At 56.1% G+C, this 14,430-nt stretch carries 14 protein-coding genes; 1 reads left to right on the forward strand and 13 read right to left on the reverse strand.

What is annotated here, in order from left to right; genetic code table 11:
* From fkpB to ribF, 4 genes are all read right to left on the reverse strand, one after another.
* Entirely contained in the window at positions 1–450 is a 450-nt protein-coding gene (gene fkpB / locus ABLV66_RS21425) for an FKBP-type peptidyl-prolyl cis-trans isomerase (RefSeq protein WP_047043962.1), read from the reverse strand.
* 123 nt (positions 451–573) lie between these two features.
* Positions 574–1,071 (reverse strand): signal peptidase II, encoded by a 498-nt coding sequence (gene lspA, locus ABLV66_RS21430; RefSeq protein ID WP_045395800.1) that lies wholly within the window; start codon positions 1,069–1,071, stop codon positions 574–576.
* The gene (gene ileS, locus ABLV66_RS21435) at positions 1,071–3,887 is read right to left on the reverse strand and encodes an isoleucine--tRNA ligase (RefSeq protein ID WP_047077993.1); all 2,817 of its coding nucleotides are present in this window, start codon (positions 3,885–3,887) and stop codon (positions 1,071–1,073) included. Before ileS ends, lspA begins: the two co-directional genes overlap by 1 nt.
* 45 nt (positions 3,888–3,932) lie before the next feature.
* Positions 3,933–4,871 carry a bifunctional riboflavin kinase/FAD synthetase gene (gene ribF, locus ABLV66_RS21440; RefSeq protein ID WP_045378895.1) on the reverse strand — a complete coding sequence of 313 codons (939 nt, stop codon included), beginning with the start codon at positions 4,869–4,871 and terminating at the stop codon, positions 3,933–3,935.
* Between the two features lie 330 nt (positions 4,872–5,201).
* Here ribF and rpsT point away from each other — a divergent pair, with 330 nt between their 5' ends.
* Positions 5,202–5,465, forward strand: coding sequence for a 30S ribosomal protein S20 (gene rpsT / locus ABLV66_RS21445; RefSeq protein WP_001518655.1), 264 nt, complete (start codon positions 5,202–5,204; stop codon positions 5,463–5,465).
* Between the two features lie 97 nt (positions 5,466–5,562).
* On the opposite strand, the gene nhaR is transcribed toward rpsT, so the two are convergent.
* The 9 genes from nhaR to ABLV66_RS21490 all read right to left on the reverse strand — a co-directional run bounded on the left by nhaR (position 5,563) and on the right by ABLV66_RS21490 (position 14,426).
* A complete protein-coding gene (nhaR, locus tag ABLV66_RS21450) occupies positions 5,563–6,462 on the reverse strand; it encodes a transcriptional activator NhaR (protein ID WP_045395806.1) in 900 nt (299 codons plus the stop codon).
* Positions 6,463–6,512: 50 nt separating this feature from the next.
* Positions 6,513–7,688 carry a Na+/H+ antiporter NhaA gene (gene nhaA / locus ABLV66_RS21455; RefSeq protein WP_348876901.1) on the reverse strand — a complete coding sequence of 392 codons (1,176 nt, stop codon included), beginning with the start codon at positions 7,686–7,688 and terminating at the stop codon, positions 6,513–6,515.
* A 121-nt stretch (positions 7,689–7,809) separates the two neighbouring features.
* Positions 7,810–8,100: a hypothetical protein gene (locus ABLV66_RS21460; RefSeq protein ID WP_045395811.1), complete on the reverse strand. Its 291-nt coding sequence runs from the start codon at positions 8,098–8,100 to the stop codon at positions 7,810–7,812.
* Positions 8,101–8,160: 60 nt separating this feature from the next.
* Entirely contained in the window at positions 8,161–9,000 is an 840-nt protein-coding gene (locus tag ABLV66_RS21465) for a DsbA family protein (RefSeq protein WP_348876900.1), read from the reverse strand.
* Between the two features lie 58 nt (positions 9,001–9,058).
* The gene (locus tag ABLV66_RS21470; protein ID WP_348876899.1) at positions 9,059–9,757 is read right to left on the reverse strand and encodes a pili/flagellar-assembly chaperone; all 699 of its coding nucleotides are present in this window, start codon (positions 9,755–9,757) and stop codon (positions 9,059–9,061) included.
* Entirely contained in the window at positions 9,750–10,268 is a 519-nt protein-coding gene (locus tag ABLV66_RS21475) for a fimbrial protein BcfF (RefSeq protein ID WP_047065107.1), read from the reverse strand. The genes ABLV66_RS21470 and ABLV66_RS21475 overlap by 8 nt, the downstream gene beginning before the upstream one ends.
* Before the next feature lie 10 nt (positions 10,269–10,278).
* Positions 10,279–10,815 carry a fimbrial protein BcfE gene (locus ABLV66_RS21480; protein WP_047043949.1) on the reverse strand — a complete coding sequence of 179 codons (537 nt, stop codon included), beginning with the start codon at positions 10,813–10,815 and terminating at the stop codon, positions 10,279–10,281.
* Positions 10,815–11,822 carry a fimbrial protein BcfD gene (locus ABLV66_RS21485; protein ID WP_348876898.1) on the reverse strand — a complete coding sequence of 336 codons (1,008 nt, stop codon included), beginning with the start codon at positions 11,820–11,822 and terminating at the stop codon, positions 10,815–10,817. The genes ABLV66_RS21480 and ABLV66_RS21485 overlap by 1 nt, the downstream gene beginning before the upstream one ends.
* Complete coding sequence (locus ABLV66_RS21490) at positions 11,823–14,426, reverse strand: fimbrial biogenesis usher protein (protein ID WP_348876906.1); 2,604 nt, start codon at positions 14,424–14,426, stop codon at positions 11,823–11,825.
* Positions 14,427–14,430 lie beyond the last annotated feature (4 nt).

Here is a 14,430-nt window from a genome sequence, read left to right on the forward strand (position 1 = left end):
TTACCCCTCCAGCGCCGGATCGACTTCCAGCACTTCAATATCAAAATGAACGGTGCGCCCGGCCAGCGGATGGTTGAAATCAACGGTAATAGAGTCGCCGTTCACTTCGCGGATCACGCCGGGCATTTCGCTGCCATCCATTGCGGTAAAGAGCATAATTGCGCCAATTTCCGGCTCGCCGGCGTCGATAAACTCGCGGCGAGAGAAATATTGGATCAGGTCCGGAGTCGGTACGCCGAATGCGGCGTCAGGTTCCAGCGAGAAAGTGGTTTTATCGCCGGCTTTCAACCCCAGCAGATGCTGTTCCAGCCCTTCGGAAAGCGAGGCGTCGCCGAGACGAAACAGCGCCGGTTTACCGTTGCCGCGCGTGGACTCGGCGGTGGAGCCATCATCCAGTTTTAGCGTGAAGTGCACCAGCACCGCGCTGTTGCTCTGTACAGAGTTAGACATGCAGGTTTGCTCTTTTACATTACCGCCACTTGTTGCCCGGTGGCGCTGCGCTTACCGGGCAATAAGGGCCGATGTATACTGTAGGCCGGATAAGACGCTTTAGCGTCGCCATCCGGCAATTTTTTATGCTGTTTTTTTATCACTGGAAGGCAAGAAACCTTCCAGCACAATCAGCGCCGCGCCGATGCAGATGGCGCTATCGGCAAGGTTGAAGGTGGCGAAATGCCAGTCGCCGACGTAAAAGTCGATCATATCGACCACAAAGCCGTGCCACAGGCGGTCGAACAAATTCCCTAACGCGCCGCCAATGATCAGCGCGTAGGCAATGTTGTTCAGCTTTTGCGTCGCCTTCGAACGGTACATCAGCACCGTCAACACCACACAGATGCCGACCGCAATCCCGGCGAAGAACCAGCGCTGCCAGCCGCCGCTATCGGCGAGGAAGCTAAAAGCCGCGCCGTAGTTGCGCGCATAATGCAGATTAAGCGATGGAAACAGCGATACCGTCTCCCCCAGAGCGAAGTTCTGGAGGATCAGGAATTTGCTGCCCAGATCGATAATCAGCACGGCTACGACGACCCACAGCCAGCGTAGCCCCGTTGAACAGATCGATTTACTCATCAGGCGAATTTACGTTGCTCGCCGTCACCGGCGACGTTACTGACACAGCGACCGCAGATTTCCGCGTGTTCCGCCACCTTGCCGACGTCGCTGGTGTAATGCCAGCAGCGTGGGCATTTCTCGCCTTCGGCTTTGCTCAGAACCACTTTCAGCCCTTTCAGCAGATCGCTCTGCCAGGCATCAGCCGGCGCCTGTGCATAATCGGCAACGTTAGCGCCGGAGGTCAACAGGACAAATCGCAATTCTTCGCCCAGCGCGTTGAGCTTGGCCGCCAGTTCGGCATCGGCATACAGCGTAACCGCCGCTTCCAGAGAACCGCCAACTTTCTTGTCCGCACGCGCCTGCTCAATCACCTTGTTGACTTCGCCGCGCACTTTCAGCAGTTCATCCCAGAAACCGTCGTTCATCGCTTCGTCGTCGGCCAGGCCGAACAGGCCTTCATACCACTCGCCGGTAAAGACGTATTTTTCACGCTCGCCCGGCAGGTAGCCCCAGATTTCGTCCGCGGTGAAGGACATGATCGGCGCCATCCAGCGCACCAACGCTTCCACAATGTGGAACAGCGCGGTCTGGCAGCTGCGGCGCGCCACGCTGTCCGCTTTCGCGGTGTACTGGCGGTCCTTGATAATATCGAGGTAGAACGAACCCATCTCGATGGAGCAGAAGCGCATCAGGCGCTGTACCACTTCGTGGAAGTCGTAGGATTCGTAGGCTTTGAGGATATCTTCCTGAGCCGCCTGCGCGCAGCCGACCGCCCAGCGATCCAGAACGACCATCTCTTCCGGTTTGACCATGTCTTTTGCCGGATCGAAACCGTTAAGGTTCGCCAGCAGGAAGCGCGCGGTGTTACGGATACGACGATAGCTGTCCGCGGCGCGTTTGAGGATCTCATCGGAGACCGCCATTTCGCCGGTGTAGTCGGTGGAAGCCACCCACAGACGCAGAATATCGGCACCCAGTTTGTTCATCACGTCCTGCGGGCTAACGGTGTTACCGATAGACTTGGACATTTTGCGGCCCTGACCGTCGACGGTGAAGCCGTGGGTCAGTACCTGACGATATGGCGCTTTGCCTTTCATCGCCGTGGAGATCATCAGCGAAGACATGAACCAGCCGCGATGCTGATCGGAGCCTTCCAGATACATGTCCGCGGCGTGACCGGCGAATTCCGGACGCACATCAACCACCGAAGAGTGGGTAGACCCGGAGTCAAACCACACGTCGAGGGTATCCGGCACTTTTTCGTAGCTGTCGGCGTCAGCGCCGAGGATGTCGCGGGAATCGAGATCCCACCATGCCTGGATGCCGTCAACTTCAACGCGTTTCGCCACTTCTTCCATCAGTTCGAGGGTACGCGGATGCAGTTCGTGAGTTTCTTTATGCACGAACAGCGACATCGGCACGCCCCAGGTACGCTGACGGGAGATACACCAGTCAGGACGGTTGGCTACCATCGATTCGATACGCGCCTGGCCCCAGTCCGGGATCCACTGCACGCCTTTGATCTCTTTCAGAGACTGCGCGCGCAGGCCTTTCTGATCCATGCTGACGAACCACTGCGGGGTGGCGCGGAAGATGATCGGCGATTTGTGGCGCCAGCAGCACGGATAGCTGTGCTGCATTTTTTCCACGTGCAGCAGCGCGCCGCTGTCACGCAGCATCTCAACGATGATGTCGTTGGCTTTGAAGACGTTGATACCGTCCAGAGACGGGTAAGTACCTGGCAGGTAAGAACCGTCCGGGCCAACCGGGTTGGCGATTTCCAGACCATATTTCTGGCTGATAGTGTAGTCGTCCGGACCGTGGCCGCCGGCGGTATGCACCGCACCGGTACCCGCGTCCAACGTCACGTGGTCGCCAAGGATAGCCGGCACGTCAAAATCGAGGAACGGATGCTTGAAGCGCATCAGTTCAAGTTCGGAACCTTGTACCGCCGCCAGGATGGTGTAATCCGCCACGCCAATGCGCTGCATCACGCTCTCAACCAGGTCTTTCGCCAGGATCAGCGCCTGACCGTCAACCTGCACCAGCGCATAGTCGAACTCAGGCGACAGAGAGATGGCGCGGTTAGCCGGCAGGGTCCACGGCGTCGTGGTCCAGATAACCAGCGAAACCGGGCCAGTGACGTCGGCTACGCCGAACTTGGCCAGTACCGCGGCTTTATCTACCGCGTGGAACGCCACATCGATAGACGGAGACGTTTTGTCATAATACTCAACTTCCGCTTCCGCCAGCGCGGAACGGCAGTCAACGCACCAGTGCACCGGCTTAGCGCCTTTATGCAGGTGACCGTTGCCGATGATTTTACCCAGCGCGCGGATGATATTGGCTTCAGTTTTGAAGTCCATGGTCAGGTACGGACGCGACCAGTCGCCCAGTACGCCCAGGCGGATAAAGTCTTTACGCTGGCCGTCGATCTGCTCGGCGGCATATTCACGGCACTTGGCGCGGAATTCTGCAGCGGTGAATTTCTCGCCCGGCTTACCGTATTGCTGCTCGACTTTCAGTTCGATCGGCAGACCGTGGCAGTCCCAACCCGGAACGTACGGCGAGTCAAAACCCGTCAGTCCTTTGGACTTAACGATAATGTCTTTCAGAATCTTGTTAACCGAGTGACCAATATGAATGCTGCCATTCGCATAAGGAGGGCCATCATGCAGAATGAAGGTTTTTTTGCCTTTTTTCGCCGCACGGATGATGCCGTACAGGTCATCATCGGTCCAACGCGCCAGCATTCCCGGTTCGCGTTTGGCGAGATCGCCACGCATCGGGAACCCTGTTTCCGGCAAATTCAGGGTGGATTTATAGTCACTCATCAGATTCTCGGTTCCGTTATTTCGGTTTGATAAATACCAGTAGGATTATCCCTGCCTGGTGAGCCCAAAGTACTCGCGGGCCGTTAACTCATCTCGTGCGATTTGCGCTTTTAGCTCATCCAGCGACGCAAAACGCTGCTCGTTACGTATTTTTTTACGCAGTATTACATCTATATGGCGACCGTAGAGGTCCATTACAACGTCCAGAAGGTGAACTTCCAGCTGCTGTCGCACGCCAGAGACCGTTGGACGAGTGCCAATGTTGGCGACGCCGGGTAATGGCTTATCGCCGAGCCCTGCCACTTCTACCGCAAAGACCCCTTTAACCGGGGAAACCTGACGACGCAGCGGTAAGTTCGCCGTCGGGAAACCTATGGTGCGCCCCAGCTCATCGCCGTGGACGACGCGACCAGAGATGGTAAACGGATGCCCCAGCAGGTTTTCCGCCTGCGCGAGGTCATCGTCGGCCAGCGCCTGACGCACCGCGGTGCTGCTAATACGTACGCCGCCTTCACAGAAGGTCTGAGTGCTGGTGACGTCAAAACCGTACTCCGCCCCGGCCTTCTGTAATAACAAGAAATCCCCCTGACGACCAGCGCCAAAGCGGAAATCATCCCCCACGGCAAGGAACTGCACGCCAAGCTGGCGCACCAGCAGTTCGCTGATAAAATCTTGCGCCGTCAGCGCGGCGAAACGCCGGTCGAAACGGACACACAGCACGTAGTCGACGCCGCTTTCCGCCAGGTAGCCCAGCTTTTCACGCAGCCGCGTGATCCGCGCCGGCGCTTTATCGGCGGCAAACAGCTCCAGCGGCTGCGGCTCAAAAATCATCACCACAACCGGCAGACCGAGCTGGCGGCCCTCTGCGCGCAGGCGCTGCAGCAGCGCCTGATGCCCGCGATGCACGCCGTCGAAATTTCCAATGGTCAGCACGCACCCGTGCGGGGCCTGACTGAGATTATGTATGCCGCGTATCAGCTTCATGTCTGGCTCAAAACAGTGAAAATCGTCCGAGTATACCTTGTACAACAGGCGACGTTAACCAGCGATTGCACCTCGATTACGAAAGTTCCTGCTAATTCATTCACTCAGCGTAAGAATGCAGGAAAAACTATACGCGGCCGTCGATTTTTATGGTGGAAAGACTGTATTCGACTACAACAAGCTGGTAGAATCTTGCGCCATCACTACGTAATGAAGCCTCGTTATCTTAAACGGCGCTTATTTGCACAAATCCATTGACAAAAGAAGGCTAAACGGGCATATTCCTCGGCCTTTGAATTGTCCATATAGAACACATTTGGGAGTTGGACCTTGGCTAATATCAAATCAGCTAAGAAGCGCGCCGTTCAGTCTGAAAAGGCTCGCAAGCACAACGCAAGCCGTCGCTCTATGATGCGTACTTTCATCAAGAAAGTATACGCAGCTATCGAAGCTGGCGACAAAGCTGCTGCACTGAAAGCATTTAACGAAATGCAACCAATCGTGGACCGTCAGGCTGCTAAAGGTCTGATCCACAAAAACAAAGCTGCGCGTCATAAAGCAAACCTGACTGCACAGATCAACAAACTGGCTTAATCGCCCGCTTGCTGAACTTTGTTAAAGAAACCCGCGAAAGCGGGTTTTTTTATGTCTGTTGTTCGTCTGGGCCGACCTCTGCCGGCCATAGTCGCGCTTAACTTTGCGGCTGCGCAAACAGCGATGAATAATCGCGATTGCAGATACGCTGTACCGCAGGATGCTGAATCATTCGTTCGGCAAAAATAGCGTGATACTCCTCCATCACGTTCTCCATGCGCCCGATTTCCACAATCGACTCATCGGCATAAAAATCGTGAGCATAGAGGGTTGGCGCCACAAAAATCGCGTTGTGCGCCGCGCCGAAGGCTTTCATGAGCGCCGCATCGTCGAACTCGCCGAGAATTTCCACCTGTAGCCCCTGCGAATTAAACCAGTTCAGCAGCTTGCGCCCGAGCATTGAACGACGGCCGGGAATAAGCAGGCGACGCTCCTCAAGACAGGCGGGAAACGCTTTTTCCGGCGGCGGATTCATACACCAGAAGCTGACCCCGCACTCGCCGATTTTCACCGAGAACAGCCCTTCCTGCTGAGTAGAGTCAATTGGGCAATCGGAGATAATCATATCCAGCTTATGCTGGCTCAGTTGCTCCAGCAGCATCTCGTGGGTGGATTCAAAACAGCGCAGATGAATTTGCTCATCTTCCACTACTGCGGCATCCAGCACGCCGCTCACTAACCGCTTGGAAAGCGCATCGGCGACGCCGACATCAAATAGCAGGTTCGACTCTTTGCGGTAATTGACGATATCGAGCATCTCCTGGCTCAGCGTAAACATGCGATCCGCGTAGCGAAATACCAGCTCACCCAATTCGCTCGGTTCCAGACCTCGCCCTTTGCGTTTAAAAAGCTTTCCCTGCAGTCGCTCTTCCAGCGCTTTTATTTGCCCGGTGATCGTCTGCGGCGTCAAATAGAGCGCCTCGGCGGCGCCGACGACCGAGCCTTCACGGTAGACGTGCCAAAAGTAGTACAAATGGTTGTAATTGATATGCGACATGCATCCCTCCCTGATATGTCCGGGAGAGCCCACAGGCCCTCCCGATGAAGTTACACGCTGTGAGTAAGATCCGTTTCGCGCTTACGCAGAATCATGTAGCCGATGACGGCAGACAGGATAGACCCTATCAGAATGCCCAGCTTAGCCCAGTTGATCAATCCGGGATCCACGCTGCTAAAAGCGAGCGTGGCGATGAAAATCGACATGGTGAAGCCGATTCCGCACAGTACGCCGACCGCCATAATCTGCGGGAAGCGGGTTCCTGGCGGCAGCGAGGCCCACTTAAACTTCAGCGCCAGCCAGCAGAACAGGCTGATGCCAAGCGGCTTACCGACAAACAGCCCGGCGATAATCCCCAGCGGCAGCAGTGAGGTCAGCCCCGCGAATGTGACGCCCTGCAGCGAAACTCCGGCATTGGCAAAAGCAAACAGCGGCAGGATAAGAAACGCGACCCACGGATGCAGCACATGTTCAAGCTGCTTCGCTGGCGATTTGCCATTCTGCTCCTTCAACGGAATCATAAAACCGACGATAACCCCCGCCAGGGTCGCATGTACGCCGGATTTCAGTACCGCCGTCCACAGCACCGCGCCTACCAGTATATAGATACCGGTGCGCCGCACGCCGCTCAGATTAAGCGCCGCCAGCACCACAATCGCGCCTGCGGCGACGGCCAGCGATAGCACCGATAGATCGTTGGTATAAAACAGCGCAATAATAACGATCGCCCCAAGGTCATCGATGATAGCCAGCGCCATCAGGAAAATTTTCAGCGCCGTTGGTACACGGTTGCCTAATAGCGCCAAAACGCCAAGCGCGAAGGCGATATCTGTCGCCGCCGGGATCGCCCACCCTTCCCGCGCAACGGGATCCTGGGCATTGAAGGCTAAGTAGATAAGCGCAGGCACCACCATGCCGCCAATCGCGGCAACCACCGGGAACACCGCCTGACGGCGACTGGCAAGCGCCCCCTGGATCATCTCACGCTTAACCTCCAGACCAATTAACAGGAAAAACACCGCCATCAGCGCATCGTTGATCCACAACAGCATGTTTTTGTTAATTTCCAGCGCACCGACGCGCAGCTGTACCGGCGTTTCCAAAAAAGCATGATACAGACCGCTGGTGACGCCGCTATTGGCCATAATCATCGCCAGCGCGGCGGCGCAGATTAAGATAATGCCCCCGGAAGCATCGCTACTGAAAAATCGTTGCAGATGTTTCACTTTTACTCTCACCTTGTTGGTCAATAACTCGATAAAAGTATGATACAACCGCTAACACATCGAAAAAATCAGATTTAAGTTGCCATTACACTCATTTTTTCCGAGCTATAAACGCCTCTCGTTAATCATAGACCACCCGTAGCAGGGTGAGCTGCTTGTCGGTATCGAGATAGCTTTTTTCCACCGTCGCGTAAGCTGAGGCCAGCGAAGTCGTGATATTTTCCACAATCACGTGGCGTTCGATGCGATCGGCGCGCTGGCAAAAAATCTCACTACTTTCCGTTTCGTTCCAGCAGCTTTCAGTAACTACGTTGCCAAAAAATTGGATATTACCGACAGTGTGCGCCCGCACGCCGCCGATCGTGAACAGTGAAATGGCCGCCAGCCCTAACCAGCGTTTCTTGAATTGCATACGCGAAATCCTCGGTCGGAGGAAGCAGATAACCGGGAACCGCGCCCCGGTCGCTGAGACTTAGCCTTTAGCTTTCTGAATCGCCATCTGCAACGCATCCTGCGACGTACTGCCCGGCACTACCGAGATACGACCGGCGTCCGGAGCGGCAGCCTGCGGCATGACCACAAAAGCCGGAGTACCGGAAAAGTTCATATGTTGAGCCAGCGCCTGATTGCTCATCAGCGCGTCATGCACCGCCCCGCTCTGCTCGGCGGTTTTTACCGCCGTCATTTGCGGCTGGGTGAGATAATGCGACGCCAGCGTGTAAACATCCTGCTCGGTTAACTGCCCCTCCACTTTGCCGGAAGCGTACAGCGCATTATGCCAGGCCAAATATTTCGTGCCGCCATCCTTCAACCACACTTGTTCACCGACCCTCGCCGCCAGACCTGACACCGGCCAGCGGGATGAAAAAATCGGGAACTCTTTAAAGATAAAACGCGTGTCAGGATTGGATTTCACGAGCTCCTCCACCACGGGCGACATCTTGCTGCACCAGGAACACTGGTAATCAAAAAACATCACCACCGCTGCTTTGGCATCCGCCGGGCCAACGGAGGGAGAGCTATCGCTCAGCAGCTCAGAGCGGTACTGCAGCGCCAGCTGCGCATAAGCCTGCTTCTGGGCGACCTGCTGGCGCTGATGTAGCGTTTCGCTGGCGGCAATCAGGAATTCCGGATGATCCGCCAGATACGTCGCCACCGCTTCGCCGACTTTATCAGGATGGCTGGCGATATAGGCTTCCGCGGCCGGTCCAATATCGCTGGCAGCTGGAGTGGTATTCGCCGCCAGTACGGAAAAAGAGATGACGCCGCCAAGCGCCATGCACACCGCCGATTTACAGGAAAGTTTGCGCATTATTGAGTTCTCATTATTAAGTTCAGGGGATGCCCACAGGGGCTGAGTAAAATCGTCATCACCGTTGCGCCGTTACCGTAACCGGCGGCATTACTCCTCCGGCATCGTTGAGACTTTGCCAGCGCACGACGCAGCGTGTCGCCAGTCGACACCACGACGTGCGGCGGGTAGAAAAGGGCGCGACCATCCCCGCGGCGTCTATAGGCGCACCGTTGACGCGGGTTGAAAAGAGGGTGACGTAGTAGGGCCCGGCATTGCGTACCGTCAGACCATCCGCCGTTAAGTTCCAGGCTAATTGGCGATAAGCCTGCTGCGGATCGCCGGTTAGCCCTACGGGCCGATAAATCAGCTTTAACGCCGAGCGAAAGGCCATCTGCACGCTATTGACGCCGGTTTTTCCCGATGGAATAGCGGCAATACTCAGGGTGAACAAAGTTTCACGATCCTGCGCCAGCGCCTCGCCGCTCCACGCGACACGCAGCGTGTTCTCCTGCCCTGCGCGCAATAAGAAGAGCGGCGGCGTGACCACGAATGGCGGTTTACGGGGTGACAAATTATCAGCGCCTGGCCAGCGTCCACCGCTCAGCACGTGGCTGTCCACCAGCCAGTCGCTCTCAGAGGTATTGCGTAGCGGAACGCTCAGCGTCGTCCGCTCAGCGTGATAAATAAAACGCGTGCCGCCAATCACCACGCCCGCATGACTTATTCCAAAGGGCAACAGCCAGAGCCAAAACCAGCAGAAAAGTCGTCTATTCATAACTCAGCACAAAAGTCGCGGAAGCATCGGCTACACCCGGCGCCACCGGGGCGCCATCAGCCACATAGCGGGCATAAAACTGTAAACGTTGGGACGCTGCGCCCGCGCTTAGCGCCTGCACATCGCTTTGCGCCCCCGGCGCGATCTGTTGTTTGTTCTTGTCGTATAACGCAATCCCGATACCAGAGGCCGCGTTCGCTCCACTATCCAATGCGAAAAGGTCACCGCTTTGCGAGTCGCTGACGCCGTTAAAGCTCAGCGTTACGCCGCTGGCGGTGCTACCGCAATTTTGCAGCGTGATTGAAAATGGCTGCCATTCCGCGCCGGCCCCGGTTTGATAAAACTGGCGGTTGCTGACGGTTCCCATATCGACCTGAATGTTTTCGGAATCCGGCGACAGCGTGCAGGTGTTGTCGGTAATCGTTCCCGTCACATAAACCCTCCCGTCATGCGCCAGCGCGCCGCTTACCGCCAGAAGAAGCCCATAGCAGAAGCACAGTTGTTTGATCATTGCCGCGCGCCTATTCATATTGCAGATCGAAATACATCACCGCCGTCGCATTGCCGGAGGTCACGGTTGGTCGGGTAGATTTGTAGCGGATATAAAACGATAAGGTGTTGCGGCCCGTTTTCAGCGGATAGACTACCGAGCTGGTGTTATTGATGCTGACGGCATCCTGGTCCTCATCAAGGATCTCCACGCCAACGCCGCCAGCCAGCATTTTTTCGCTACCCATCCCGGTGTCACTCAGCGCCAGTAGCGCCGGGTTGTCGCTGTCGGCAGTGCCGGTAAACCAGATTTTGCTGCCGGTAATGCCCCGCGAGCAGTTTTTTAGATTGATGTTGAACGGCTTGAACTTCGTCGTCGTACCGGTAGAGGGGAAATCCTCCACCGAGAACTGACCTAAATCGATACTCTGGCTGAGGCTGGAAATTTCGACATCGCAGGTTTGCGCGACAATCGTGCCGGTAAATTCCAGGTTGTAACCGCTATCGTCGGCGTAGCAGCCGTTACCGCACAGCAGGATAAGTAAGATGAAGTACTGAAACAGGCGCATTAATCGAAATCCACCCGTAAGTTAGCCAACGCGGTAAAAGCGCCTTCCGCCGGCGTCTGGCCGGTGGTGCTGACCGGATACGCTTGCAGGGAAAGGGGCGCCTGTCCGTTTTCATCGGTAGTAAAAGGCTCGACGCTGCTGGCGTCATTGGGTGTTAATACCGTGCCATCGCTGCTTTCGACCACCACGCCAACATCAGGATTATCGGTGGCGATAGCCTGGCTTAAGTGGCTATCGGCGGTGGCTATCAACCGCAGACTCAGGCTAACCTGTGAATCCACCCCACTGCACTTCACCGGCACGGTGAATCTTTTATTACGGACACCGGTTGGTTTTTCTCCGACGCGATTGAAACCACCGCTGTACAGCGAGCCAAAATCAACGAGGATGGTTTGTCCGGCGTTAATCTCGCAGCTTTGCGGCACGGTCACGCTGCCGCTGTAGACAATGCTGTATACCACGGTACTCAGCGGATCATCCCCGGTGGTGGTGACATAAACGTTAAACATGGTCTTCGGTTCGATATTTACCGTGCCAATAAATGGCTTAACCACCTTAAGCTGAAATACCAGGTTTGAATCATGTACCGGGAATGGTGAGCCATTGTTAACGTTGGCGTCATAGCCCATATAGACATAATCAATCGGCGGATAAAATTCCCCTGCCGCCGAGTCTTCGATGCGCATCGCCCCTTCAAGATAGGTACCGTCCAGCTGCAAATATTTCCAACTGCCGTTGGTTTCCACTACCGGCGCGGACGCCACGTACGAACGAAACGTCCGCCCGGAATCTGAAGAACCCGCAGGGCAAATCGCCTGCACGTTTACATCCTGGTTTTTACTCAGCTGAGTGGTCGAACCGGCCTGATTTTGCGCTGCCGTCAGCGTCGTCGTCAGGTCATAATCGACCGTCGCAGGCGAGCCATTGGTATTCTGGCAAACGGCTGCCAGACTACCGCGGGCCAGCAGCAGCCCCATTAACAGAACAAGAAAAGAGACAGGCTTCATTTAGCGACATTCCAGATGCTGACGCGCCAGCGGTTGGCTCACGTCGGGGAGATGATAATGAGTGAGGCATTGTTGGTCGGGCTGCGGCCCCCACTGCGCTTTCAGCGTGCCCTGCGGGCTTAGGCCGGAAAGATACACTTCACCGTCGTCGCCAACGATGCCTTCTTCAGGCGCGCCAGCAATAGTGACCGTGGCGCCGAACGGTAGCGGTTTTCCTTCATGTTTTAGCGTCAACAGCGCGCGCTCGCCGACTCGAGCGGTAAAGTTCGCCAGCACCAGCGCCCCTTGGGTGGGAACGACATTGATCACCGCATCATCGATATCGACATCGTCTTTTAGCGAATTAACGTCCAGCGCCATGCGGTTCTGGCGATAGGTCGTGGCATACGGCACCACCGCATAGCCGCGACCATCGGTGTGGATCCCCGGCTGATCTTCGATATTAACGTTGCCAGCCCCCGGCACGGCGATAAGAACATTGGTATCGCCCAACGGCTGGCTGAGGGTAAGACCATGAGCATGCGCGACCATGCCGCCGCTGAGGCCATAGTTCAGTTGTCGATAATCGCCATGATTGCTGTTGTTGTAGCCGACATTCAGGTTACCCTTCGCGCCATCGTATTCCAGGCTGGCGGAACCGCTCTCGCCAACGCCCTGATTCTGGTAGCCCTGCAGCACGCTGTAGCTCAGATTGTTTTGATCCAACAACGTGCCGCTGATACCGCTATTTTGCGTTACGCCGCCGTGTCCATCGCTACTGGTGGAAAACGTCGCATAAATGTTATGACGACGCTGGGTGATATCGTCGCCGTGGGTAAGCCACTGGCTGAGCGGTAGCGAGATATTAAGCGCCAGAGCCTGGTCGCGTTCCTCCTCGCCGGGCGCGCGGCTGCTGCTATATGACAGGCTCCACGAGACCCCGGCCAGCGTGTCGCTGTAGCCAATTTGCAGTAATTTATTGCTTTCATCGGTGTGCCAATAACTCTGTTGGCTGCCGGTGATGTACAGCGAGCCAAAATGCCCGAACTGCTGAGAGATATTGACCTGCACCTTGCCGCGTTTGGTGTAGTAGAGGTTGTATTCATCGCCGGCATCGCGCTCGCCGTCGTCGTCCTGCTGGCCGTTATAGCCTGACATTCGCTTCCACGCAGTATCATCGAGCGTATAAAAACCAGAGGTCGAGTAGCGATAGCCCAACAGTTGAAAATGGGTGCCCAGGTCGTTCAATGATTTGGCATATAAAAAGCGCAGCGATTGTCCCTGATGTTCGCTCTCATCCGCCAGAGTGCTGTAAGCCTGGGTAAGATCGACGGAAATCGCTCCCCAGTCGCCGAAGTTAGCCCCTGTACCCAGCGCCAGCGCGCGGTAATCGGAGGCAAACTGCGTTCCGCCGTACAGCGTAAAGCCGTGCGGCAACCCCCACATCAGGGTCGCCTGGCCGAAACTCACATCCCGCTTCTGGCTGCTATCGCCGCGATAGGTCGCCGCAGTGGCGGCGTATTTCACCCGCCCCTCGCGTTGCAAAACCGGTACGGCGGCATAAGGGACGCTATAACTGGAAATGCTGCCATCGGACTCCTTGAGCTCGACGTTGAGATCGCCGCTGGAGGAGGTCGGATAGAGATCGTCAATAGTGAAGGCGCCAGGCGGTACATAGCGCTGGTCGATGGTGTAGCCATTCTGGCGAATCGTCACCTGGGCATTGCTTTTCGCGATGCCGTGGATAGTCGGCGCGAAGCCTTTCATGCTGTCCGGCAGCATATTGTCATCAGACGCCAGCTGTAGCCCGCGAAACGGCAGGCTATCGAAAACGCCTGCAGGGGTATAGCTGTCGCCTGCCGTCAGTTCGCCTTTTAACTTCGCTACATCACGTTCAATGTAGGTGCTGATGTGCTGCAAGTCGCTTTTATTCTGCTGATTACCGCTGTTGTAGTTCCATGTCGAGTAATCACGTAAACGCCAGGCGCCAAGATTTAAGCCGCTGTTAAGCCCCAGGAAGTAGCTGTCGCTATTGGTGCCGCCAGCGCTACGGTCCCGGCTATTCGCGCCGGTAAACGTATAGTTGAGCAGCAATGCATTGATACCTTCATCCCAGTTTTGCGGCGGAATATAGCCCCGCGCCCGGGTGTTCAGCGCCGCCTGCGGAATGCTGATATTCAGCCGCTGCTGATTAAAGTCAAAAGCGCTGGAGGCGGCAGGGATCGCCGCCGCGAGATCGACGCAGTCCCCCACGCTTGCCTTCGCCAACGGTGGAAACGCGCTGATATTCACGTTCATGCCGTTGAGCATTTCGGGCGTCAGGCAGGCGCGTAGACCTGAGCCATCGGTAGCTTGCGGGTTCGCGCGAAAAGCGATATCGCGCGTCGTCAGCAATGCGCCATTAAGGTAGACATCGACCCGATAAACTCCCGGCGCCTGACCGTTACCCTCAAAATGCGACAGGTCAGCGATTTTCGACGGGTCGTCAGATAAAAAGGCAGGGTTAAAATAGTTTTCCGCCCAGCCGCGCGGCAGCGTACATACGCTTGCCGAGATTAGAGCCAGGCTGATAAGCGCAGGTAGTCTACCCACCGTCAACTGGCGAGCGGCGACATCGAGTTTCAACACA

This window comes from Klebsiella sp. CN_Kp073 (assembly GCF_040065495.2).
GTDB classification, from domain to species: Bacteria; Pseudomonadota; Gammaproteobacteria; order Enterobacterales; family Enterobacteriaceae; genus Klebsiella; species Klebsiella aerogenes.